Origin of the sequence: Pseudomonas sp. LS-2, assembly GCF_003605735.1 — a bacterium.
Lineage (GTDB): Bacteria > Pseudomonadota > Gammaproteobacteria > Pseudomonadales > Pseudomonadaceae > Aquipseudomonas.
This window is the reverse complement of record NZ_QXTJ01000010.1, coordinates 33,039-57,623: the sequence shown is the minus strand read 5'-3', so window position 1 is coordinate 57,623 and position 24,585 is coordinate 33,039. Positions and strand designations below refer to the sequence as shown.

Annotated in this window: 20 protein-coding genes and 1 pseudogene; 15 read left to right on the top strand and 6 right to left on the bottom strand. The window is 54.3% G+C overall.

From position 1 onward, the window contains the following. Window positions 1-252: 252 nt before the first annotated feature. The 7 genes and pseudogenes from D3M70_RS06855 (at window position 253) to D3M70_RS06815 (ending at window position 10,313) form a co-directional block, all read left to right on the top strand. Complete coding sequence (locus D3M70_RS06855) at window positions 253-1,599, top strand: Ig-like domain-containing protein (protein WP_120125088.1); 1,347 nt, start codon at window positions 253-255, stop codon at window positions 1,597-1,599. Between the two features lie 158 nt (window positions 1,600-1,757). Then, window positions 1,758-5,126 carry a hypothetical protein gene (locus D3M70_RS06850; protein WP_120125087.1) on the top strand — a complete coding sequence of 1,123 codons (3,369 nt, stop codon included), beginning with the start codon at window positions 1,758-1,760 and terminating at the stop codon, window positions 5,124-5,126. A gap of 195 nt (window positions 5,127-5,321) precedes the next feature. Then, window positions 5,322-6,269: a S49 family peptidase gene (locus D3M70_RS06845; protein WP_120125086.1), complete on the top strand. Its 948-nt coding sequence runs from the start codon at window positions 5,322-5,324 to the stop codon at window positions 6,267-6,269. A gap of 1,174 nt (window positions 6,270-7,443) precedes the next feature. Next, a pseudogene (locus D3M70_RS34050) lies at window positions 7,444-7,639 on the top strand (DUF6388 family protein); the annotation flags it as partial. A gap of 412 nt (window positions 7,640-8,051) precedes the next feature. Further along, window positions 8,052-8,384, top strand: coding sequence for a transposase (locus tag D3M70_RS06825; RefSeq protein WP_120125083.1), 333 nt, complete (start codon window positions 8,052-8,054; stop codon window positions 8,382-8,384). Further along, window positions 8,381-8,716 carry an IS66 family insertion sequence element accessory protein TnpB gene (gene tnpB / locus D3M70_RS32765; protein ID WP_009684097.1) on the top strand — a complete coding sequence of 112 codons (336 nt, stop codon included), beginning with the start codon at window positions 8,381-8,383 and terminating at the stop codon, window positions 8,714-8,716. The genes D3M70_RS06825 and tnpB overlap by 4 nt, the downstream gene beginning before the upstream one ends. A 61-nt stretch (window positions 8,717-8,777) precedes the next feature. Then, window positions 8,778-10,313 carry an IS66 family transposase gene (locus tag D3M70_RS06815; RefSeq protein ID WP_120125082.1) on the top strand — a complete coding sequence of 512 codons (1,536 nt, stop codon included), beginning with the start codon at window positions 8,778-8,780 and terminating at the stop codon, window positions 10,311-10,313. 32 nt (window positions 10,314-10,345) lie between these two features. Here D3M70_RS06815 and D3M70_RS06810 read toward each other — a convergent pair whose 3' ends face one another. The 3 genes from D3M70_RS06810 to D3M70_RS06800 form a co-directional block, all read right to left on the bottom strand. After that, a complete protein-coding gene (locus tag D3M70_RS06810; protein WP_120125081.1) occupies window positions 10,346-10,879 on the bottom strand; it encodes an NUDIX hydrolase in 534 nt (177 codons plus the stop codon). A 92-nt stretch (window positions 10,880-10,971) separates the two neighbouring features. Continuing rightward, entirely contained in the window at window positions 10,972-11,823 is an 852-nt protein-coding gene (locus D3M70_RS06805; RefSeq protein ID WP_120125080.1) for a universal stress protein, read from the bottom strand. 11 nt (window positions 11,824-11,834) lie between these two features. Further along, complete coding sequence (locus tag D3M70_RS06800; protein ID WP_077750518.1) at window positions 11,835-13,322, bottom strand: SulP family inorganic anion transporter; 1,488 nt, start codon at window positions 13,320-13,322, stop codon at window positions 11,835-11,837. 416 nt (window positions 13,323-13,738) lie between these two features. Between D3M70_RS06800 and D3M70_RS06790 the strand changes: the two genes are divergently transcribed. The 3 genes from D3M70_RS06790 (at window position 13,739) to D3M70_RS06780 (ending at window position 16,268) form a co-directional block, all read left to right on the top strand. Beyond that, window positions 13,739-14,053, top strand: coding sequence for a hypothetical protein (locus D3M70_RS06790; protein ID WP_120125079.1), 315 nt, complete (start codon window positions 13,739-13,741; stop codon window positions 14,051-14,053). 149 nt (window positions 14,054-14,202) lie between these two features. Further along, window positions 14,203-14,550: a hypothetical protein gene (locus tag D3M70_RS06785; RefSeq protein WP_120125078.1), complete on the top strand. Its 348-nt coding sequence runs from the start codon at window positions 14,203-14,205 to the stop codon at window positions 14,548-14,550. Between the two features lie 473 nt (window positions 14,551-15,023). Next, window positions 15,024-16,268 (top strand): hypothetical protein, encoded by a 1,245-nt coding sequence (locus D3M70_RS06780; RefSeq protein ID WP_218568408.1) that lies wholly within the window; start codon window positions 15,024-15,026, stop codon window positions 16,266-16,268. A gap of 67 nt (window positions 16,269-16,335) precedes the next feature. Here D3M70_RS06780 and D3M70_RS06775 read toward each other — a convergent pair whose 3' ends face one another. Next, complete coding sequence (locus D3M70_RS06775) at window positions 16,336-17,007, bottom strand: hypothetical protein (protein ID WP_133306442.1); 672 nt, start codon at window positions 17,005-17,007, stop codon at window positions 16,336-16,338. Window positions 17,008-17,473: 466 nt separating this feature from the next. Between D3M70_RS06775 and D3M70_RS06770 the strand changes: the two genes are divergently transcribed. The 3 genes from D3M70_RS06770 to D3M70_RS06760 are packed head-to-tail and all read left to right on the top strand — an operon-like array spanning window position 17,474 to window position 20,139. Beyond that, the gene (locus D3M70_RS06770) at window positions 17,474-19,171 is read left to right on the top strand and encodes a DNA cytosine methyltransferase (protein WP_120125110.1); all 1,698 of its coding nucleotides are present in this window, start codon (window positions 17,474-17,476) and stop codon (window positions 19,169-19,171) included. A 12-nt stretch (window positions 19,172-19,183) separates the two neighbouring features. Next, a complete protein-coding gene (locus tag D3M70_RS06765; RefSeq protein WP_120125075.1) occupies window positions 19,184-19,678 on the top strand; it encodes a hypothetical protein in 495 nt (164 codons plus the stop codon). After that, window positions 19,675-20,139, top strand: a complete 465-nt coding sequence (locus D3M70_RS06760; protein WP_120125074.1) for a hypothetical protein — start codon at window positions 19,675-19,677, stop codon at window positions 20,137-20,139. Before D3M70_RS06765 ends, D3M70_RS06760 begins: the two co-directional genes overlap by 4 nt. A 225-nt stretch (window positions 20,140-20,364) precedes the next feature. Here D3M70_RS06760 and D3M70_RS06755 read toward each other — a convergent pair whose 3' ends face one another. Further along, window positions 20,365-20,832 carry a hypothetical protein gene (locus D3M70_RS06755; protein WP_120125073.1) on the bottom strand — a complete coding sequence of 156 codons (468 nt, stop codon included), beginning with the start codon at window positions 20,830-20,832 and terminating at the stop codon, window positions 20,365-20,367. A gap of 385 nt (window positions 20,833-21,217) precedes the next feature. Next, the gene (locus tag D3M70_RS06750) at window positions 21,218-22,255 is read right to left on the bottom strand and encodes a ParB/RepB/Spo0J family partition protein (protein ID WP_120125072.1); all 1,038 of its coding nucleotides are present in this window, start codon (window positions 22,253-22,255) and stop codon (window positions 21,218-21,220) included. A gap of 826 nt (window positions 22,256-23,081) precedes the next feature. Between D3M70_RS06750 and D3M70_RS06745 the strand changes: the two genes are divergently transcribed. Further along, on the top strand, window positions 23,082-23,327 hold the full coding sequence (locus D3M70_RS06745) for a hypothetical protein (RefSeq protein WP_120125071.1): 246 nt from the start codon (window positions 23,082-23,084) through the stop codon (window positions 23,325-23,327). A 188-nt stretch (window positions 23,328-23,515) separates the two neighbouring features. After that, entirely contained in the window at window positions 23,516-24,559 is a 1,044-nt protein-coding gene (locus D3M70_RS06740) for a DUF1173 family protein (RefSeq protein WP_165869750.1), read from the top strand. The last annotated feature ends 26 nt before the right edge of the window (window positions 24,560-24,585 follow it).

The following is a 24,585-nucleotide window of genomic DNA, read 5'->3' as shown; positions in this document are numbered from 1 at the left end:
GTAGGCTCCCTAGGTTCATGAGTTCACTGTGCATCACAAACGCAAACCTAGGCCGACAATTCGCTCCGCCCTTTAGGTCCTAACTGCCATCGTGCGGTCAACATCTTTGAATCTCAATCCGCCCATCCAAGGTAGCGAATTGCGGCCTTTCGCAATCCCTTTCGAAGTAGCTTGCATAGGCTACAGGTCGCTCAGCACTGCGAGTTTTGCATGCATAAGCAGCCCTTACGTACCTAATGAAAGGCCAGACGAATGCGCAACTTTCTGATCCTTACTGTGGCTCTGTTACAGCTATTCATCAGCACCGCCTGGGCTGATGGTGGCTCTGTTATCAGGCCAATTGATGCAACCTTTGCTTGCCCTGCAGGGCAAACGGGGTCGATTGTCATGCGATGCACGTTCAACTTGAACACCAACGTCGAGTGTAAAATCAACCCGGACGGGACGCCGAAGGTTCCTAGCCAATGGACTGTTCGGTCTAACTCCTGCGTTGCCGCCGGGCCAACCTTTGTCGCCACGCAAAGTGAAACTCAAGCGCTCACATGCCCGGCGACCACGCCCGGTGGCTCAATTTATCAAGCGCGAACCTACGATCTCTACTCTGATGGCAGTAGGCAGAACTATTCCGGGTGGACTGTCTACAACAGCTGCTACGCCGTGTATCAGTCGACACAGACAGAAAATCAGCAACTCACCTGCCCAGCGGCTACGCCTGCAGGAACGAACTATCAATCCCGCACCTACGAGGTCTGGACTGACGGCAGCATCCGAAACTATTCGGCCTGGGTTCAGCACCCCAGTTGCTCGGCCATTTATCAGTCCACGCAGACAGAAACCCAAGCATTAGCGTGCCCCACCAACACCCCGAGCGGTACCAACTTTCAAACCCGCACCTACGACCTCTGGACCGACGGAAGCAAAAAGAACTACTCGTCGTGGACTCAGCACAACAGCTGCTACAACGTGACGCCGACTGCGATCAACGCATCGTTGACCACGGACGAAGACACCAAGGGCTCTGTCACGCTGACGTTGAGTGACGACGGTCCTGGCCCCTACACCTTCGAAATTGTCACAGCCTCCCCTTACGGAACAGCAACTCTCTCCGGCTCTACCCTCAGCTTCATGCCAAGTCAGGACTGGAACGGCACAACGACCTTGACCTACCGAGTGATGGACGGCGCCGGCGCTTGGTCCGCGCCTGCAACAGTCACCATCACGGTTCGACCTGTGAACGATCCACCGGTGGCGCAAGCGAAGACGCTCACGATCGATGAGGACACCGTCGGCACCGTCACTTTGACCGCAACCGATATCGACTCTCCGACGCCTACGGTCTTTCAAATCGTAACTCCACCAGCAAATGCCACGGCAACGATCGCCGGCTCCACTCTGACATTCACTCCTGATCTGAACTGGAATGGCACGACGACACTGACCTACAGAGCTCAGGACACTGCTGGGGCTTGGTCTGAGCCGGCTCTGATTACTGTCGTAGTCATTCCCGTGAATGACGCTCCAGTGCTGACAAGTACAGTCCTCACAATCAGAACTAAGGAATCCACCCCCAAGACGGTACGCGCGGCTGTCGCTCACTAAATCACGATCGGTGACGCTTACAAGCTACGCCGTTGTTTTAACGAGGCACCCTGCTCGCACTCAGCACTTCGGGCAGGGTGCCTTCGTTTTTGGCTTTCGAGGATTGCAATCTGGGATTGCATGGGATGCTTTTTTCATTGCTCAATATGGAATCAATCATGTCCGATAACAATCGCACCCCTGCAACTGATGTAGCGTTGAGACAACCTTCGATTGAGCGCGTTGAACGGTTTCAAGCGCTGCAGGCAGGCCAATACTGGAAAGCCAAAAATCAGATCCCGTCAAAGGCCATCAACGCAGACGAGGTCTTACTTCTTCAGTCGATCCGCTGGGTCGACAATTCTCCACACACCATCATCGTTCGAGCTCACCCCTCAAAGTTTGGGTCGAGTGTCCGGTTTGAATCCGTCAACGCTGAAGGCAAACCTCAGGTCCACCACGTTACCTGTGGTGAGCACGCTTTCCTCCTATCTGACTTCCTAGCAAATTTTGAATTTGAGCCTGACTCCAAGCAGATCCGGGCCGGCGAAATCAAGCGTCTACAAGGTGAGGTGATGAAGCTCCAAAATGAGCTCATCCAGGCACAAAGCGACCCAGCGATCCTGCAGAAGATTGTCGATGAGGCGATGAAAACCCAACCCGCACAGTCTGGTGGTGTAGGGGCTCCAGATACTCAAATCACGGAGACCAGCACCGGCGTTCACTTGTTAGCGGGCATAGCCAACGGGACACTTTCCGGAGCAATCGAAACAGGAATCACAAAAGAGACAATCGCAGCTCTCTCAATCGCAGCGAATCACGAGTTAAAGGTCGCCACAATCCAAGGCGATTGGATTCAGTCTAAAACCCGAGATATTGCGGCTACCGTCCAAGCGATGGCCCCATATTTTAGTGAAAACGCTGCTGCCGCACTCGCCGCCACGGAAGACGTTAGAAACCACGTCGAGGCCCTCCTAGAAGGGATTCAATCGTTGGATCTCTATGTTGGTGAAGGTGTTGAAGTACAAGCCATTCGCACCGGGATCTCTGCTGACAGCAGCATCCCTCTGAGCATCGTCCAGCGAAAGCTGAAGATTGATGAAGAGCTGGCTGTGTACACCGACCTAGACGAGTGGTTCGACTTCAATGACTTTGACCTTTTCAAGAAGGCGCTGGTCGAGCACGAAGGCCTGGTCAATCAGATATTCCCCACCAAGCGATGCATCCTGGTGTTGGCCACAACTCACCGCTACATCGATTACGGTAGCGATGGCGCCAACATTGCTGGTAGTCAAGAAAACCGGAAGGTGTTTCTAATGGCGCGAGATGGGGAAAATATTCACCGAATCATCTCTCCCGTGGAATCACACCTTGGTTCTGCGCGTCTTTTCCCGTCGAAGGATGATCAGGATCGAGTGTTCCGGGGAGTAGATGGCTCCCAGATCACTTTCAAGGATGTGGCCTATACCAAGCATCTCAAAGCGCACGCAGCTTTCGCTCTGCACTACAAACGATTTCTCCTTCTGATCTGTGGACTCGACCACCGGCTAAATCTGTTCGGTAAGTTCTACCAAGGTGCGCAGTCGCTCCAGTTCATGACCCAGGCCTTTCAAGACAAATGGCTTCGTTTCATCCATGACGATGACGGGGCAGGAATGCTTCCGAAGAAGAAACGACAGCCAGTTCGGTCATGGATCGCTGAGAAGAACTCCTACCTAAAATCTGGTTCGCGCGTTCTCTGCAACTGGACGTCATTGATGAATCCCGATACAGCTCCAGGTGCCTGTAAAATCGAGGACCGAACCTACACGGGATTCAGCTTCAGGTTCCAGCCAACCGAGGACGTAGGGATGCGCGTCGTAGCCCGTGGCGGCGAAGACCTGCACGTCTTCGTGGACGTTAAGGGCTGGGGCCGCATAAATATGCGGGAGTTCAGCACAAAGGTAACCCTCACCGCGCTGCAAGAGGGGCGCTGGAACCGGGTTCAGACCCCTTATCTCGTATTGGATGCTGTGTCGCCTGCAGAGCTGCAGTGGTATATCCATGACCGTGACAGTCGTGAGGGCCAGGTTGAGTACATCCGTTTTTTTAAGACTGCGTTACGTCATATTCAGGCCGAGCGTGCTCAGGAAGCTGGAACACGAGCACACCTACTCAGCGCATTGACGATCGGTAGACTTGCATCTGGCGACCAAGCTGAGGCAATCGTCGATAAGGCGGTCACTGCATGGCGGGCAGCTAACAGAGGCAAGGACCTTCCACAATTTGAAGACGGTTCTCCGCCCGCAGCATGGCGGTCTCTGCTTGACCAAATGTTCTTGCTGGCCGGGTCCGGCGAGCAATCCGTAGGGGTGATTAAAGCCCATTACGAACAACAGGAATATGAAACACTACGGATTACGGTAACCGGCGCTAGCAAGTTCCATGTTTATCTCGCTCCGACTCAACACGAGATGGATAACCGATTGGAGCCTCATGCCTGGGTTCACCGCGTGGTCGTAATGCAAGGCAAGACCAAGCTCATTGAGAAAGAGCGTCGATGGGTTGCACTGCGCACTCACGACGCGTCGGAGACCAGACTATTTGAAGCGGATGACGCAGTGGGCTGGATCAGAGAATCTGCATTCCAATCCCACGCTCACAAGCAGTCACTCCTGAATCAGTGCGATCAGTACGCGGCGACTCTTGATTCACTCACCGGGGTAGAATGCATTTCGCCAAATGACCATTGGGACCTCGTCGAGCAATGGCTTGGTGTACGAGAAGACATTTCACAATCTCGTGTTGGCCATCCTGTCCTTGCTATCCCATTGGGCGTTCTATGTCGCCGGGGCATGCAAATGGCTACGATCTGTGCAACCACTGACAACGCATTTGCCCACCTTCATCGCATTGCACCTAATGACTTTGCGCGATCGGAAATGAAAGCTCTGTTCATCGAGCTGTACCACGACAAGCATGCTGGCCTCCGCGGATATGAGAATGCAATTGCCGCAGCTGATGACTGGTCTCTAGCTTTCCGATACGGAGCCACAAAGGGTACAGAGCCTCCATTCAGCGGCCGTCTGGACTTCGATAACGCCCTTATTCCGAACGTTACGGTGAATCCACTTTTCACCTACCGCCTAAGGGACTGGATCGGCCGATTGAGCCAATCGGCAAAAGTTTGGGTTTCCGAGCGTGCAATTGCGGACGGGGGCGACCAAATCAACAATATTGACCAGTGCTTGAAGCTGGAGCTACCCATAGGTTTTGCCCCTGTGAATATGGCAGAGACCATTGCCCATAATGATGACCAGACCCCAATTCCCTACGGTCACTGGTTTGATATCGCCGCGGTTGATATCCCTATGACCCAATCTCGGGAAAGGCCGGTGCCGGCCTCGCGTTACTCACATACGAACAAGCAATTCATCAACATTGATGCAGCGTTGGAGTATGTGCAGGCGAAAGCAAAAGGAAGACCTGTTGTCCCTGCAGTTGAGGTTTCTGGGCCACTTGAACCTGCGCCAGGAATTCAGCGTTGGTTTGCAGTGACGTCCCTTTGATCAAGCATTGACGTACGGGAATCTGATAGTGAGAGAGCGAGCCAACTCTCTCATTGCCCCTCAAGCCTCCTCAAGGTGACGTGTCCTCGACCTAAGACTCGAATTGATATCTGGCCCCGCGTGAGGGGCCAATGAGCGCCAACCAACGTCCTCGACCATCCATGATGCGCTCAACATTATCCGTCGAGGTCCACCATGTCTGAGAAAGAACCCGATAACCAGGTGCTGAGCGCTCTGGTCTCCGATTTGATCAAAGAGCGCAAGTCTGCTCGGCGCTTCGGCTATGTGAAGTATGGCTTGTGGGCAGTCGCCTTTGCCGTCGCAGCCTCGACCATTGCCATGGAGCGAAGCGACATTGATGACGCCGGCGCGAAGGAGATCACCGCAGCGGTCAACGTTTACGGCGAAATCTCGGAAGGAAGTCCCGCGAGCGCTGAAGTGATCAAGAAAAGCATTGCCAAGGCCTTTGATGATTCCCGCACGAAAGCGGTAGCCCTGAGAATCAACTCGCCTGGCGGTAGCCCAGTGCAGGCGGGAGAGGTTTACGACGAGATCAAACGCCAGCGACAGCTCCACAAGGACATTAAGGTCTATGCCGTCATCAGTGATCTCGGAGCGTCGGGAGCGTATTACATCGCCAGCGCAGCCGATGAGATTTACGCCAATAGAGCCAGCCTTGTCGGATCCATCGGCGTGACAGCCGCGACCTTTGGATATGTTGATCTCATGCACACAGTTGGTGTTGAGCGGCGGGCGTATACCTCGGGTGAGCACAAAGCTTTCCTGGACCCCTTCCAGCCAAAGAATGCTGAGGAGTCGGCCTTCTGGGAAAACGTCCTCAAAACCACTCACGCGCAGTTCATCAAAGCCGTTGAAGACGGCCGCGGGGCCCGCCTGAAAATTGATGGTCACCCAGAGCTGTTTTCCGGTCTGATCTGGTCAGGTGAGCAGGCACTCCAACTTGGTCTGATCGACCACTTGGGTGATGTCGACTTCGTCGCTCGTGACGTGGTCGGTGCTAGTCGAGTCGTCGACTTCACCGCAAAGGAAAATCCGTTTGATCGCTTCGCAAAACGAATTGGAGCGTCTGTCGCGGACCAGATTTCCATGACAATGGGATTCAGCGGCCCGGTCATCCGATAAACAAATGACTCTAAAGACGCCGGCGCATTCGTCGGCGTTTTTGCATCTGCCTATCAGTAGGTTACGCACGTGTTGCGTGACGGGCCGACAACGCCTGGCATAACAAAACCTACAAAAAAACGTGGGTGATGCACGACGGGAAGTGAGCGATAAAAACCATGATTGACCAGTCAGTTTCGACGTACCTAAAAGCAGTAGCGTTTCTCAGTTGCTGGATAGTCGTTTTCATAATTGTTGCGTTCTGCACCCAGCCTCCATGGGAGGTTTTTATCATGCTTCTGGAGGGTCTCGCCCCCTTCATTGTTGCCGCTATCGTCTATGCGGGGGTCATCCTGTACGGACGCCTTACTGAGCCGGAGTGGAGAAAAAGGGCTCGAGGTGCAAGAAAGTCAAAAGATAGGATCAAAACCGCGCAGCGCAACTGAGGGAGCTTGGAGACTAGGGCTCTTGCATCCATACGACCGAGCGCCTGCAAACGTGTCCGGCCAGCACCCCGGCCGTTGATAAATGCTCCGCAATCGCTGATCAGTCCCATCGGGTGTTGTGCACCTATCCAGCCTGCCACAGTCGTGTCCTTTGGTTTCAAAGTGAACGATCAGCGCCAAGGTGCCGGGAAGGCACCTGACAATGTTAATCTGAATGCATGACCAAGATGCCAGCATCGCGTTGACGTCGGGGATGCATAATCACGCTCAGCAGGTTGCTCCTGTGCCGCCATAAAAAACTAGCGGCATTGCGACCGCGCGGTTACACGTGCTTCGCCTGCAAGAAGACATCAGCCAGCAGATACTTCGGTGCACTAATAAGCCCGCCTATGCGCGGGCCGAGCCCGTAGGAAAGGGAGCTTTTCGCGACCTAAGATCGAGCAGGAGCCTCAAATGCAGATCGTGAAAACTAGAGGGCACCTCATCTACAGCGCTAATCAGGGTGTACCAAGCCACGCCTGCCTAGGGAGCTGTCAAAAGGTATGGTGGACTGATGACCTACCTTCGGGCCCGGCGATCATGGCGAATCCCGCGTGTCCCCAGTGCGGCGGGTTGCTCACGATGGATATCCCACCTGGTCATTACAGCGTGATTTCCAGTGACGCAGGGACGATGAAAAAAAAACGGTGCAACGATCACTAATGCAGGCCTAAACCTCGGTAAATGATTAGCAAGGGATGGTTGGATAAATGAGTATCGAAAACCGGTACAGCACGGCACGCGATAGATTCTTCGCTGAGAACCCTGGTGCGCTGGCCCAAATAGAGTCGGTCAAACCAGCGGTAATCGAAGCATGCGGCATGACCGTTGCGGAATACCGTGAACAGCAGCGGCTGGTCGTTTTCGCAGAAGCAGCTCGAAGTCGTGGACTTGAGGTTGATGAGTNCAGAAGAATGGCGCATGGACCAACATCGAAAACTGGCCGCGGTGCTTGGTATTGACTGGGATGACTATAAGAAGCTGAACCGCATCGCTGGATAGGGATAACCGAGGACGATTTTGCCAGACCAGGAACAACCCTTTCCACGCCTAGCAAAAGCGGTGACAGAGGCCGAGGAACCCTTCAGCTAAAGCTAGAGGTTGATCCCTGCCCTAGATGCTGGGCGACAATAAAACATCGTCCCCTTTAGCCCGCCTTCGTGCGGGCTAAGCCAGTGAAACAAGCGCGACTTCGCGCACTGACTAAGGTATGAAGTAACCGTCCGGCCAACTCACCTTCCTGACCCCGACGCTAAAGGCGATGGTGTCCACCTAATTTAGGTGGACACCATTTCTAGCCTTTTAAGCGGGTCTTTCCATGCAGTCACAACGCCGTTCCTATTCAAAATCCTTCAAGGCCCAAGTTGTCCAAGAGTGCGCCCAGCCCGACGCATCAATTGCCAGCGTCGCGCAGAAGCACAGCCTTAACGCCAACCTCGTCCATAAATGGATAAGGGTAAACACGAACAAAACCATGGCGCTGCAACCTGCTTTCATTCCAGTGCCCTTGCCGCTAGCCGGAGGACATTCGCAGGCAGCTTCATCAAGTATCTGTATTGAAATCCAGCACCCGCGTGGCACTGTCAAAGTGAACTGGCCGACCGTAAGCGCTGTCGCCTGTGCCACCTTTCTGCGAGACCTGTTGGTATGATTCGGATCGATGCCATCTGGCTTGCCACCGAGCCTATGGACATGCGCGCCGGTACCGAGACCGCTCTGGCCAGGGTGATCGCGGTGTTCGGTGTGGCGAAGCCGCACTGCGCATACCTCTTCGCTAATCGCCGTGCCAACCGAATGAAAGTCTTGGTGCATGACGGTGTGGGCATTTGGCTGGCAGCGCGACGATTGAACCAAGGCAAGTTTCATTGGCCCGGCATCCGTCACGGATCGGAAGTCGAACTCGATAACGAGCAACTTCAAGCCTTGGTACTGGGTTTGCCGTGGCAGCGGGTCGGCGCAGGCAGCGCGATCACAGTGCTTTAGCCCCTGCCATTAGCCCATCGGTTTATCGCTGTTGACGACCTGCTCTGACACAATCAGCGGCATGACTTCCTCGCCCAATCTCGACCAGATGACACCGGAACAGCTGCGCGGCTTGGCCGAACAGGCTATGCAGTTGCTGTTCCAGGTCGACTCCATGAGCCAGAAAATCCAACGCCTCGAAACGGTCAATGAGCAACTGGCTCATGAAATCGCCATCCTCAAGCGACACAAGTTCGCCAAGCGCAGCGAGCAACTGAGCCCCGACCAAGGCAGTCTGCTCGATGATCTGCTCGATACCGATATCGCAGCTATCGAAGCCGAGTTGAAGGCAGCCAATCCGCCGGCCGCACCGGCCGAGCCACGTAATAAGCCCAAGCGTGCACCACTGCCGCCGCAGTTTCCGCGAACCGTGATCCGTCACGAACCAGAGAATACTCAGTGCGCGTGCGGCTGCCAGCTTCAGCGAATCGGCGAAGACGTCAGCGAGAAGCTCGATTACACTCCGGGCGTGTTCACCGTTGAGCAGCATGTGCGTGGAAAATGGACGTGCCGTCAGTGTGAAACACTGATCCAGGCGCCTGTTCCGGCCCAAGTGATCGACAAGGGCATCCCGACCGCAGGCCTGTTGGCCCACGTGATGGTGGCGAAGTTCGCCGACCATTTACCGCTGTACCGGCAGGAGAAGATTTTTGGCCGGGCCGGACTGGCAATTGCTCGCTCGACACTGGCGCAATGGGTCGGACAGACCGGTGTGCAACTCCAGCCTCTGGTCGATGCGCTGCGTAAGCAAGTGTTGGCCCAGGGCGTGATCCACGCCGATGAGACCCCGGTTCAGATGCTCGCACCAGGCGAAAAGAAAACTCACCGCGCTTACGTGTGGGCCTATAGCACCACGCCTTTCTCGGCCCTAAAGGCCGTAGTCTACGACTTCAGCCCCAGCCGTGCCGGCGAACATGCGCGTAATTTCTTGGGCACCTGGAACGGTAAGCTAGTCTGCGATGACTTCGCCGGCTACAAGGCCAGCTTCGAGCTGGGCATCACCGAAATCGGCTGCATGGCCCACGCACGCCGCAAATTCTTCGACCTGCATGCAGCCAATAAAAGCCAGTTGGCGGAGCAGGCGCTTCACTCGATTGGCGGGTTGTATGAAGTCGAGCGACACGCCAAGGAAATGAGCGACGAAGACCGCTGGCGATTACGTCAGGAAACAGCGGTGCCCATCGCTGAAAAACTGCATGAGTGGATGTTGGCCCAACGCGAACTTGTGCCCCAGGGTTCGGCCACGGCCAGGGCCCTGGATTACAGCCTTAAACGCTGGGTAGCGCTGACGCGCTACCTGGAAGATGGTGCTGTGCCCATCGACAATAACCAGATAGAGAATTTGATCCGGCCGTGGGCGCTTGGGCGCTCGAACTGGTTATTTGCCGGGTCGCTGCGCAGTGGAAAAAGGGCGGCGGCAATCATGAGCCTGATCCAGTCGGCGCGTATGAATGGGCACGATCCGTATGCCTATCTCAAGGATGTTCTGATGCGGCTTCCGACACAGCGGGCGAGCGAAATCACGCAATTACTCCCGCAGCATTGGATGCTTGCCTGATACAGGCTAAGTGGACTTCTCCAATAGTCAGCTCAAAGGCTGATTGGCATCAACAACTCGGAAGCGACTTTTCTCAGCATGTAGGTTTCGCGCAGAATTGATTGCCCCATCGAAGACTCGTGACGCTGCATCACGGCTTCATTGTGCGTTATGGCTTCATGCAGGTTGATCCAGACAGGCCGCATACCATTAGCGATTTCGTGGCTTTCCATTCTCACGGGCGCTAGCTGGGGCGCGACTTCGCATTGATAAAAATGCGAGGTCATGTGCATCAGATCGTACTGTGGCTTACAGTAGGGTCGGTACTCCTCGATGTAACCGTAGTGCTGGAGCACCTGTATTTGACGAGCACCAGTCTCTTCCTCCAGCTCACGCTTCAGGCCTGTGACAATGTCCTCGTCACCATCAAGACCGCCTCCAGGAAAGCTGAAGTCGTTATAGCGCTCGGTGAATAGCAGCAGGATCTGTTCATCCCGCATCACTATGCCGCGCGCTGCATGTCGACGGAATACTCTGCACTGTTTGGATTTCAGCTCGGGGTGAACAATTTCAGTTATGAGTTGCATGTGGTCTCGTTACGGCAAGATCAGTTAGTCATCGTCCAGGGTGGCCACGGTATTTCCGCAGTCATGGAAATACTGTGGCCAGTGGAACTGGCTCAGCGAAGCAGCAATACGGGTACAGTGGATGTACGCAGCATCGTCGTGGTCGTGCTGCCTATCAGAAACTGCCTGATGCGTGAGTGCCCGTACGCCCCCATGACCAAGAGGTCAATGCCGTGCTCTGCCTGATACGCATGCAGTACCGACTCTACTTCGCCTGGGCGGATCTCGGCATGCACCAGCGAGCCAAAAGAGGCAAGTGTGGCTCGTGCTTTCTCCAGCTCGTTCTGATTTTCTTCAGAGTCCGTACCAACCATGACGATATGAATTGGCAGGCCTTCGCACAGCGGGCTTGAAGTAAGCATCTGTACGGTCTTGTGGCCTGTAGCGCTGCCGTCAAATGCCACCATGACTGTTTCAGGTTTCCTGAAATGGCTGGCTGTAATCAGGATGGGGCGGTGGATAGTTCGGACTACCGCTTCAATCTGGCTGCCAAGACTCTGGGCACTGCGCGTGCTGTCCTCACCGACTCTTCCAATCACCAGTAACCGAATATCGTCTTGGAGATCGCTCAGGCTCTCGACGAGATGGCCATGGCGCTGCTTCATATCAGGTGACATGGCGCCAGAGTGGGCTGTTCGCTCGCGAGCTTTTTCAAGCATGTGCTGCCCATGCTCCAGGGCCAGTTTTGCACGCTGCGCATCCAGCGTGGCCAACTCTTCCAACAGATGTTCTCTGCTCCCGAGACCGATATTGCCGCTGAGGTCAGCGGATGCAGGATATTTCTCCTTATCCAGTACATGAAGCAAGGTCAGGGGAGCGCTGAGTCGTTGTGAGGCCCATGCTGCGTAATCGCAGACCGCCAATGAGGATTGTGAGTTATCAATGCAGGCCATTACGTGGGTCATTGTCGTTCTCCTTAGTGGCTCATGAGCTTGTCGATGGCACCGGGCTTGTCATGCACGCCGAAGCGATCAACGATTGTTGCGCTGGCTTCATTGAGACCGAGCACTTCAACCTCCGCGCCTTCACGGCGGAACTTGATCACGACCTTATCCAGGGCTGCGACGGCGGTGATATCCCAGAAATGCGCCTGTGTGAGATCGATGGTGACCTTGTTGAGCGCTTCCTTGAAGTCAAAAACTTCAGTGAACTTGTCCGCAGAGCTAAAGAACACCTGGCCCACGACGTGGTAAGTCCGATGCGATTCCGTCTCTTCCAGAGTGCTCTTGATATCCAGGTAGTGCCCGACCTTGTTTGCGAAGAACAGGGAGGCCAGCAGCACACCTACCAGTACGCCGTAGGCTAGGTTGTGAGTGGCCACTACGACCACGACGGTCGCCACCATGACGAGGTTGGTCGACAGCGGATGCTCTTTCAGATTGCGCAAGGAATCCCAGCTAAAGGTGCCGATGGACACCATAATCATCACAGCCACGAGTGCCGCCATAGGGATTTTGGAGAGCCATTCGCCAAGAAATACCACCATCAGCAGCAGGAAAACGCCGGCACACAATGTCGAGAGACGGGTGCGGCCACCAGATTTCACGTTGATGATCGACTGGCCGATCATGGCGCAACCTGCCATGCCGCCAAGCATGCCGGCAGCGATGTTGGCTACACCCTGGCCTTTACACTCGCGGTTTTTGTTGCTGGTGGTATCGGTCAGGTCGTCGACGATGGTCGCGGTCATCATTGATTCGAGTAGACCCACTACTGCCAACGCAGCCGAGTACGGGAAAATGATGCGCAGGGTTTCAAAATTCAGCGGAACTTCAGGCCAGAGGAAGATCGGGAGCGTATCAGGCAGTTGGCCCATGTCACCGACGGTGCGGATATCCAAACCGAGGTAAATGGCGATGGCAGTCAGCGTCAGAATGCACACCAACGGTGACGGAATCAGCTTGCCGATTTTCGGTACATACGGGAACAGGTAGATGATTCCCAGGCCCGCAGCGGTCATGGCATAGACATGCCAGGTGACATTGGTCAGCTCAGGCAATTGCGCCATAAAAATCAGAATCGCCAATGCGTTTACGAAGCCGGTGACTACCGAGCGTGAAACAAAGCGCATCAACGAGCCAAGCTTCAGGTAGCCGGCAAGGATTTGAAGTACGCCACATAGAAGGGTCGCGGCCAGCAAATACTGAAGTCCGTGCTCTTTAACCAACGTAACCATGAGGAGTGCCATGGCGCCGGTAGCCGCCGAGATCATTCCGGGGCGCCCACCGACAAAGGCGATGACAGCACAGATACAGAATGAGGCGTAGAGACCGACTTTGGGGTCTACACCGGCGATGATGGAAAAGGCAATTGCTTCAGGGATAAGCGCGAGTGCGACCACTAACCCCGCGAGCACGTCGCCACGGACATTGGAAAACCACGTTTGTCTAAGTTTTTGCAGCATAGAAAATATCCAAGGCAAAGCATCGCGCACGCCAAGGGAACGGCGAGCGAATCGATACAAATTCAAATTTTGAGGATTTTTTGCTGTGTGCTTAAGGTGTAAAACCAGGCGTACAGCAGTGCGCACCCGCGAGCGAGGCTAGCGGAAGCAGGATGTTGCGAGGGGGCGTAGCGCTAAGGCGGCGTAGGCTGCCAGTAGATCGTTTGGAGTACAGTCATGCTGATGTTCCTGTAGCTCAAGGGGTATGCGGAGCATAAGTATACAATGAAGCCATCGTCGATTGCGACCCGCTGGCAGGCTCTGCATGAGCTACGTCAGATACAGGCTTATTCAATGGGTATACCTGCGACCGGTTCTTGTCTGAGCTGATCTGTGTGCTGAGAGGTGAGTTGGCCAGACGGTTACGGTATGAACGCATGACCAACGCTACAACTGACACCTCTGCATCCGACAAACCAGATCAACTCACGCCCAAAGCCTTGCTTTACATCCTCAGCGCATTAGGCGTTGGGATTGCGCTGGGAATGATGCTTATGAGCACTCCTCTCAAGTCCCAGATCGAGGGCTGGAAAGAAATTGCTGGGAGCTGGCAGAAGCAAGCGGAGGGCTACAAATCCGCGTCGGAAAGCAACGACGCCTACGCAAAGCGCTGGGAGCGGGAGGCGAATCGCGCGCTGGATATGGCTTCACGCTGCGTTGACTTGACAGCTAAACCCAATATTTCGGAATGAGGTCGGGCGCACTCCATGCCCACCCTCGATACGTGGAGCTACGTCCGCAATCGATGCCGGCCTAGTTTCCACCAATTCGTGACGATGTCAGGGAACACAGGCAGTGCAGCAATGCGATCGCCGCACTGCACAGACACTGAGGTAGTGAAATGAGCGCAGAGCAGTTGAAAAAAGAAGGGATATTGACCGTCATCATCGGCATCGTGTTGATTGGCTGTGCATTGATTCTTTCGGAAGGATACGACCCTCGAGGCGGACTGCTTTGGAGTTTGTCGAACGAGATGTACCTTTTCAATCACGCCTTTGGATGTGAGGAAAAGCAGGCATGGCAGCAATACCAGTTCTGTAATGACGGATTTTCAGTCACGATCTTCACGAAGTATGTCGTCGCCGTCCTTAGCATTCTTCTTGTCTACGGGGTTGGGCAGTATCTGGAGTTTTTTCCCTCTTTGAGGTTTTGGACCAGAACCAGCAAACGTGACGACGGACCACGCTGAGCGGCACGCGGAGACGGGTTCCAGGTCTACCAGTCCGCGGAGCTTTGGCCATGAGGCTGTGGTTGAACACGTAAGGCAATGGCCAGCCCGGCGCCGATGCTGGCCAAGCTGTTATCGACATTTTTTACCTTTGACGAAGGCACCCTGCGGCAGTTTGAGCGTGATGATGAGGTTCGGACTGCCGCTGCGGAAGTCGACGTTCATCTGAGAACAAAGGCGTAAAAACGTGCAGTGTTGGATTTCCAATATCCTTGACGCGTGTCCCATCTACATCTCAGCCCTGTCGCGAGCATCCTATGATCCCAATGCCCCAAGCCATGTTTGACATCTACGGGCTCGCACTCCCGTGGGGCTTAGGGTTTGTCGGGCCGATGCCCCTTCAGGGGTGGTTTACTGCGGACGGAGCTTCTTGGGGCATCGTGACATACGACGACGAGGCAAACGTCTTTGGATGCGTTGCGATGAGGCAACGTGTGGATCTGGTCTGGACCAAGACGTTGGAGGAGTTTGGGTTCGCTAGCCTTGAGTTAGCGCACGAGAGGCTTTGCTTGCAGTTAGTCGAAGGCGCTGCTCGGGAACCAATACCCTCAGGTGTTGGTAAACGGCCCTACCTTTACAAACCTGGCAAAAAAAAATCCAGCAACCTATTCAAGCAGCTCAGTACCAAGAGACGAGAAATGGCTGCCTGGATGATTGGATACCTCTACTACGCGCTTCCTAAGCCAGACGCTAATTGGGTACCAGACTTTCAGGGCGAGAACCTGCACACTCGGTTGTGGGAGCTTCACTTGCTCGCGTGCTTTCGTGAGCAAGGCAGACATGTGTCGCAGGAACACAGCTCACCAGACTTTCATGTGTCTAACCGCATGGGCGAGTCAGCCTGGATTGAAGCCGTCACCACAAACCCTAGCCTTCGATATGATCACGCAACTACCTACGCTGAGCCCCCGCCCTCGCAAGCGACGGAGCAATGCCTTGGTGAAGCCGCTAAACGGTACGCTGGCACGATCAACAACAAGTTGATCAAGCGCTACCACGAATGTCCTCACGTCTCTGGTCAACCTTTCGCGCTAGCGATAGCAGACTTTCATGCTCAAGGTTCGATGACCTGGAGTCGCCCAGCACTCATCTCCTACCTATACGGATTTTACGCAACCGTTCATGAGAATGAAGGTATTAAGACTGCAGCGAGGGTCAACGTAAGCCATCTGCTGAGTGACAAAGCCATTCGAGCTGGACTATTCGTCAACGGTGAAAACAACGATCTGTCAGCCATCATTTTCAGCAACGGGTGCAGTATCCAGAAATTTGGGCGGGTCCTGGCATCGGCAGCCCGAACTGGAAATGGCTACCGAATGACCCGGTTTGGCAAAATACTGGACCGAACCCCTGGTGCACTCGAAGCGTTCGATTTTTGTCTCGACGTGACTAGCCAGGAATACCGAGATTTATGGCCGCAAGGCTACGAGCCTTGGTCAGCCGAGTTGGAAGTTTTCCATAACCCTCACGCTAATCATCCCTTCCCCAAAGGGGTGTTACCCGAAGCGACGCATTGGACTTTGGAATGTGATGAGTTGCAGTGTGAGGCCTTCTACGAGACTCAGATTCTCAGATCAAGAACGCTTGTGCAGCGTGCTTCTGACACGCCGGTAAGCCTGGAAAATTTGATTAGCTCCACTGAAGCACGAGAGCAAGCCAATGAAGGCTGGATTGGGTGATCAGGGGCTTGTGGCATTCTGGCGGCATGAAGAGCAAACAACAGCCTTCGCTTACTCCCTAACTTTTTTACGCCTCATCACCGACTGCTGCAGGTATGGTGAGATCTTTCCCATCTTTTCTCGTGCGCCAGGCTCCAGAAATGATTACGGACTCCTCAACAGTTGGAGCACGCCGGCTGTTTTCAAACCGTGTCATCTCAGCCTTGAGCCTGCTCGCATTGCTAGAATCCAAAGCCAAAAACTCCTGAAAGCGAGCAATCTGAAAGGCCATAGTCCGATACTTCCAGAGGAGGTATTTTTCCACGTGGCCAGCGCATTGGATGACTTTCAATAATTTTCCCTTAACGGTCATCTGCTGCGCGGCCGCCACGTCACGGATTACCTCCAACAGGCGTTGCTCAGTGGCACGACGGGTGCGGCCGATCTTGTAAATCTTGAATCCGTCGTCCGTCGTCAACTCCATCAGGTAAAGCGAAGCCGAAAGGATTTGCTCCTGTCTTGCTGCTTCCACCTCATAGTGCGCTGGGTGTATCTGCCCCACTGCTATGAGGTCCTGTTTTTCACGCAGCCGAGCCTGCAGTCTATGGCGAATCCATGGGTCAAACTTGCTCAGGGAGAGTAGTCCTGGTACCACCATGGCGGTATCGGTGAGCTCATAACGTGAGTACCCGTTCTGGATAAGTCCGTAGTCCTCAAGCTTTCTGAACATTCCTGCGACGTTACGAACATCGAACGACACGTGGTATTCCCTATCGGATTGCTTCAGCAGCTCGATGACAATTTTACCGGGTAGGGCAAGATGAAAATGGTCCCAACCGGGGATCAACGTTGTGGGTTTCTTCGACTCCCTGCAGGTAGCACCTTCATGCCGGAAGTGATGAATTCTCACTAGACCACGTACAGCTACAAGCGGGCGATTACAAAACGGGCAAACGAGCCCTCCTCGCCCACTTACCTGAGTGTCGATACTAAGGAATTGACCCGACTCGTCCTTCCCTACCGTCAGGAACGGTTCCGTAACCATAGGCGTCTCGCCAACGTTGTTTCTCGGCCAAGTATACCGATGAAGGCTTAGGGCTAAGCCACTCTGTTATCGATGTACCACTGCAGCACATATGGGGCTGCATCGCCCTTGCACATTTGAATTTCTCTGGATGATCGGCGGTATCAAAAACACTCGCCCAGCGACCACATCCGGTAGACAAATGAGCGCATTCAAAAAGAACTTTCCGTCGATCGACTACACCACCCAATACAGCCTTGGTCTTGATGAGTCCGATGATTGGCTGATCGTTGATTTGTTCTGCGGTGGTGGCGGCGGCTCAACAGGACTCGAAATGGGCCTTGGTCGCCGCGTCGACGTCGCAGTCAATCATGATGATGCGGCCATCTCGATGCACACCGCAAATCACCCACATGCGCAGCACTTCTTAACCGACGTGTGGGGCGTCGACCCAGTAGAAGCTTGCAGAGGCAAGCGTGTGGCGTGGGGTCACTTCAGCCCTGATTGCACTGACCACTCACAAGCAGCTGGTGGCCAGCCGCGAACCAAAGAACTACGGGACTTGGCCTGGGTAGTTCTGAAGTGGGCCGGAAAAGTTCGCCCACTGGTCGTGAGTGTGGAGAACGTAAAGCAGATCCTGGCTTGGACGAGCTTGGTGGCTAAGCGCTGCAAAGTAACGGGACGTGTTGTGAAATTGGACGGTACTGTTGCGCTGCCAGGTGAGGTTGTACCTCGAAATCAACAATACCTGATTCCTGATAGTGGGCGAATTACTGGAAACGCCCTTCACCGACGGAAACAGCGTCGCAAATACGCACGCCACGGCAACCCGGCCAGCCGTACCTGGAATCACTTCGTTGCGAGCCTGCGATCACTCGGCTACGAGGTTGAGTGGCGAGTATCACGTGCATGTGACGATGGAGCCCCCACAATCCGTGAACGCATGTTCCTCATCGCACGGTGCGATGGACAGCCGATTGTTTGGCCCGAAGCCTCGCATGCGAAAGACCCAAAAAAGGGCCAAAGTCATTTTCGCACGGCAGCTGGGTGCATCGAGTGGTCAGATCTTGGAAAAAGCATTTTCTATCGCAAGCGACCGTTAGTAAGGTCCACAAATCAGCGCATTGCAAAAGGCATCGAGCGATTTGTTTTCAACGGTCGACCTTTCATTCTGCCGGCAACTCACCAAGGAGCGGTCAGACTGAACGATATCGACGAGCCTATGCGAACGATAACCGGAGCAAACCGCGGCGAACTCATGTTAGGTACGCCGGTGATCACTCCTTTCATCACCGAGCACGCAAACGCCTCCAGCCAGCGCAACATGCCAGTTACAGAACCTCTTCGCACGATCTGCGCGCAGACCAAGGGCGGTCATTTTGCAGCCGTGGCGCCGATACTGGTGCAAGCCAATGGGGGGAAAAACACGACCCCAGCTCATCCAGTCACTGTCCCCTTCAGCATCATCACCGGCACCGGTAGCCAGCAGCAGTTTGTTGCCGCGAAACTTCATGGTGGGGAAAAGGAGGAAAACCGTTTCTCCGAAGCACAAGTCGACGCAGCTCTGAGGGTTGCCGACTTCATGCTGGAATACGGTGTGCGCAAGCTCGGCGACAGCCCTACCGATGCAGAAAAACTCGACCTCGTCACTGTGACAATTGACGGTGCCCGATGCCTTATCGTCGACGTATGCCTTCGTATGCTCACGCCTCGTGAACTTTACCGAGGACAAGGCTTCCCAGACAGCTACATCATTGACCGCGGACACGACGGGCGCAAACTGACCAAGACTCAGCAGTGCAAATTTGTAGGGAACAGCGTTTCGCCGCTTCAACTGGCCAGACTGGCAAAAGCTAACGATCCATGGAAAGCTCGCCAACTGCAATTAATCGCAGCCTAGCCTGGAGCGCCCATGCGCCTTGATCCGACGAAATCACTAGAAGAGCTAACCGAAGTTGCTACCCGCTTCAGAGAAGCGCTTGAGGAGGCCCTGAAGGGCCTCAGCTACACGCCTGCCCCCCTTACCAGATTTCCTGCAGGAAGCTGCGGCTTCACAAGCGAGATGCTTGGGCAAATGCTAAACGACCGCCTGAACAACCAGGTGCTGTATGTATGGGGCCAAGAGAAAGATGGTGAGCGAAGCCACGCATGGTTGCGGTATGGCGACGTCGTCCTGGATCTGACTGGAGATCAGTTCGCCGGCAGGCCGCGGATTTTCGTAGGGATAGCTGATTCATGGTTCTACATGTGGGCAGTTGATGAGCCTTCAGCCCCTGCAGAGTTTGAATGCGGTTTTGATAACGTAGTGGCTCGGATCTACGAGGAAGTCGAGGCTGCAGTTTTTGACTCGTCGGCTTGGAAAGGAGGCGCACCAAGCATCTGCGGTCCTGACCAGGAGATATCATGATTCAAGCCGGGCCCCATACCCTCAACCAGATCGAGCATCTGGCAACTGTTTTTCGCCGGGCGATGCAAGAGGCTCTGAACGCAACCACCCCGATACCTGACTGCCTGTCCTATTTTCCGGAAGGTGCGTGCGGCTGGGCATCTGAAATGCTAGGTGAGGTCCTTAACCAATACCTTGAAGGTCAAGTTCTTTTCGTAGCTTGCACCGATAAGCTCGCTACAGAAACTCACGCATGGCTGAGGTATGGGGAAATCGTTATCGATATTACCGGCGATCAGTACAAGGACCGGCCACCTGTGTTCGTTGGGTATCCCGACTCGTGGTTTGACCAATGGGACGAAGAAGAGGAGACGAAAAGTCCCGCCAGGTATACCTACGGGAGGGACCTCGGGGCTGACAAGGTTTTCAGAGCGGTTCGCCTTCGGACTGATGCCACATTTCGCCAGTCATTCACGGAATGAAGACTCCAAGGCAAATTCGCCCGCTGGCGAAGTAGGTCTATTAGCTCAACCTTCTGAGGTATCGGTGGCTTTTGCGCCGTTCGCTGATGTGAACGGCGACATGGCCTTGATGAAGGAAGCCATTCAAGCAGCGTAGTTGGACTCAGCGAGCCTCCGCAATTCCGGCCGAGGGCCATTGGTTACTTTCGGCATCGACTGCGAAGGGGCGTAGGTAGGGCTTCGAAACTAGCTAGACTGCACCGTACCGTCCACCTGGCGAGCAGCAGCACGAGCAAGGTCGGCGCGGGCAAACCACGCTTCATGGGCTCCGGTCGTCCAGCCATCGTTGTAACTGCCACTTTTGGGCTGAGCCTCGACTTCTTTTTTAGTCATTCTGAAATGAAACGCCGAAAAAGCAGCTTTCTCGTTCATCAGAACGGGGGCGTGCGGGTTGCGTGCAGCGCTCTCTGCCAGCTCATCTAACTTCAACCGCTCGGCCCTTTTAAAAACGTCTAGCAGTACCTGCCCCTGCTGTACGGAATGCGCCTTGGCGGCAACCAACCCCATGACCAGCCCATTGCCTTGAGCAAAACCTAGATTCGCCTGAAATGGCGCGAAAGATGTGTGGATCTGATGCAGAGTTTGAGCCGCCTGCTCGTACACTTCGGGAGGGAGTTCGAGGGTGCTGAGTTGTGCCAAGGGAGACATGGTCATGTCGTATGTCCTTCGTAGTGGTAGGAGCCAAAGCGGCAGTCCTCTACGACCTTGGCCCCGCGGATGCAGGGTGTGCGAACTGTTTAACAAAGGCGTGAAAGCAGGACATATAGCTATCGTACGAATTACAAATCAGCGCCATCCACGACGTTGCTTTTCTCCGATACTCCGTCACACCCTTCCAACCACTCATCCATTTCAGCTTGGTCGCATAGACAGAGATCGTCGCGTAGCTGACCACGAGGGCGATCTTTTGGACTGCCCTCGATTCTTCGCTGAGCCGACCTTGCCCTAGCAGCTTCTATAGCAGGCTTAAGGGCGGTGATCGCCTTACGCAATGCTGGAGTCATGGCGACATCCCTTTGAGCCTGCCCAACCGTCGTGGCTATTCGGCTTCGTCGTTCTTCTCTTCAGAGTCGGCACCATCCAGGCCGTTTTGAGCGGCTTTCGCCTCCGCCCTCAGCGCCTTCTCCTCAGCTGCCTTTTCTCGATTTGCGATATCTTCGAGCACACCGTTGAGCAACGCTTGGCTTTCGTCGCTCAACTGAGCGAATCCAGGATCTTTGGCGATGCTCTGAGCAGCTTCGTAAAGTGGGGTGGATTGGCTTTTCACAACCTTAGCCAGTCGGCCACCAGCCAAATCTGCCTTGGTAACTTTCTTTTTGCCCTTCTTCTGCGAGGTGGCCAAGCCTTCAGTCAGCACCCGAACGGCATCACCGCGATGCTTACGAAGAGTTTCAAACGCAAGGCCAACCGAAAGCTCACCCTTCTGCAGCATCTCGATAATGGAAATTGGTGCGCTTACGACCTCGAGCAGCTGCACAACGTATTCCGGGACGAAGTGCAGACGTTCACCAATGCGTTCAGCAGTCCACCCGTAGCTGAACAGGCGTTTTGCAACAAGTGCAGTTTCAAAAGTGCTCAGCCGACGCCCTTCGTTATTCGTCACCAAACCGGCAACGATGTCCTCTAGGCCGATCCCTTTGGTTGGAAGAGTAACGCAGGGAAACTGCTCAATTTTGGCGCCTTCGCTCAACGCCAGCTTTAAGGCTTCCACACGGCAGTGACCGTCGCTGATGTACGGGATTGACGATCCATTTTCTTCAACGATGAAGACTTCGATTGGCTTCGATGACTTGAAACCCTCAGATTTCATCGAATCAGCCAGATCGCGAATATGCTTGGCGAGGCCGTCGTCTTTGATCCTGACATTCAGGCCATCCATCACGCGCAGCTTTGAAAGCTCTGACACCGACGGCATCCACAGGTCGCGAGCGGTCGCGTTCAACCCTTTTTCAGATACATCTTTACCCTTGGCCATCGCAGGTTTGATGCTGCCAAACACGAAATCAATCTTGAGTTCGCTGGGCGGAATGTCGCTGGCGGTGAGCTCGAACGACTGCTGGACGGTGGTCTGGGACATGGCTGTACTCTCATTCCTATGATTTTGGGTGCCGGCGTCATCGCCTTCATGTAACCCATATTACGGGTGACTCAGAAAATGCAACTCCGGATCTACCCGTGTGTGGGGGGCTGATCGAGCGATTGCAGACCAAGATGCTGCTGATTGCTAAGCACCTACTGCAGATCGGCATGGGAACGCTTGGTAAGGTCCACCTCCAAGCCCGAATAATCCTACAGATTTAACGGGGACCGTTGACGAGAAAAACTGATTATGGGGTAAGAAGACTAGGCACTCCAAAGCGGAGCCCTACCAAAAAGAATCTTTTTCCCTTGAGTTGCTGCTGTGGGGTGGCAGCAGGGCGCGGCGTCCATCAAGCTAATGCGGGTCTTGGTAAACCTCGGATGTGTGGCCCATCGAAAAGCGGCATTCCACCAGTGACTAAAATGGCTACGCCCTCAGTCGTCAAGACACCGTTTTGCGCACTGCAGATGGGTTGTTCGCCTTTAGGAAACTGCTCATTACGGGCGACTCTTTTCTCCTTTTTTGTGAACGGACATGCGCCGCTGTGGCCGTGGGCAAATGCCGATGAGCATCAAAACAGTCGGCACACGGTTCCATGTTTATTGGCAGTGAGTGCGTGAAGGCCAGTGATGGTCGAGTCCACTGCAGGTTATGAAATGCTCTGAAATGGTATGCTGCCGCCCCTAATAATAGGCTTTCAGCCGCCTAGAGTTACCGAGGCAAGCCAATAAGGGAGAGGTCTTGCACTTTTAAAACCTGCGATAACGTAGGTATGAATCAGCGACGAAGCTGACAGAAATGAAACGAGTGAGGAGCAAAAAGGATGAACAAGAAAGTATCTCTGGCCTTGGCTATTACACTGGCGACGATCGCGTGCGGCGCCCATGCTGGTAATGGCGGATCCGGAGGCACGGGCAGTGGCAACCCAAAAAATGACTCGAGCTACCACGCCAAAGAACCAGTTGCTCGCTACATCTGGAAGGATGGAAAGCTGGTAGCAAATCCAGCTCGGAACGCTCCAGAAGGCAAGGTCGCAACCGACCGAGCGGAAGTCACCACGAAGCTGTAACAATCCCTATTTTCAGGAAGCAGCCCTCTTTGGGCTGCTTTTTTGTTTGTTAAAGCATTAACCTGAAATGCCGAATAAAGGGCCTGATCAGGCAATTGCAAAGCTGACCGTTGTAGATGGAGAACACATTGCAGAATAGACGCTACCCCGTGCTAGTGCAGGGAAAAACATACTCTGTGGCGGAGCAAATGACAGATGCTTTTTCAACCCTGTTCGGCGCAAATGCTGATGAGCAGGCCTACTTGGAAGCATCATGCTTGTGTTGGGGTCAGGTCGATGATTTATCCGTTCCCACAATCGTGATCAAACAAAGGAACGGCCGCTCTGGTCACTTCATCTTTAGAGCACCTGATACTGGCCCGAAGCATGCTCCGAGCTGCATTTTTCATGAGCCCTACCCGCGGCTATCAGGGCTTCGGGCTTACGACCCGGTAGCGATTAAAGATGGCATGGATGGAAACACGACGGTTCGACTGAAAAAGCGCCTTTTCAAAGCCGCTGAAACCACGCCGGGACCAGCAAAGCAATCCATCAAACTGCCAACCCTGAAAATGAAGGGCCTCCTCCATCTTCTATGGACTGAGGCAAAGCTTAATCGATGGTTCGACAGCCCGTCATGCGAGCGACGCTTGGGCCTGGTTAATGCCGAGATCCTCAAGGTGGCCGGTCGAATTATCACCCAGGATCATCTGCTCAGTGAGCATTTGCTCGTGCATGCCCCAATCGGTAGTCAGCAAGAGATATCGAACACTGACACCATTCGAAAGGCAATTCAGGAGGACAGCAAGCTCCTCCTCCTGGCGCCACTTAAAAAATATGCGCGCTCCCGACCTGATCGGCCATTTGCCAAACTGCCCATAATTGGAAATTTTGGCTTGAGCGCCGTTTTAGTTCCTGAGGCCGTCTGGGCTAAAACAACCAGTCGCTTCGCTACTGAACTGAAACTCTGGGAAGAAGGGGTAAACGTTATGGCCTTTGCTTTGGTAGCGCCAAGGCAGTCTGAGGAGGAAGCAATCTCACAGGCAAGAGACATTGTGCTTATGGCCGTGAGCGATGCTTGGACCCCACTGCAGAGTGAGGCTGTGATCGCACAGGAAAAAGCCTACAGAGCCACAGGAACCAGTTTCTTGACGCCGTTGCGGTTCGATGCCCCTGCCGAAACGAGCTTACCTGACTTCCTCCTTCTATCTGGGGAAAAATACCAGGCCGTTCGCCTAGGTGAGCAGCAATAAAAAAAACCCGGCCTTGACGCCGGGTT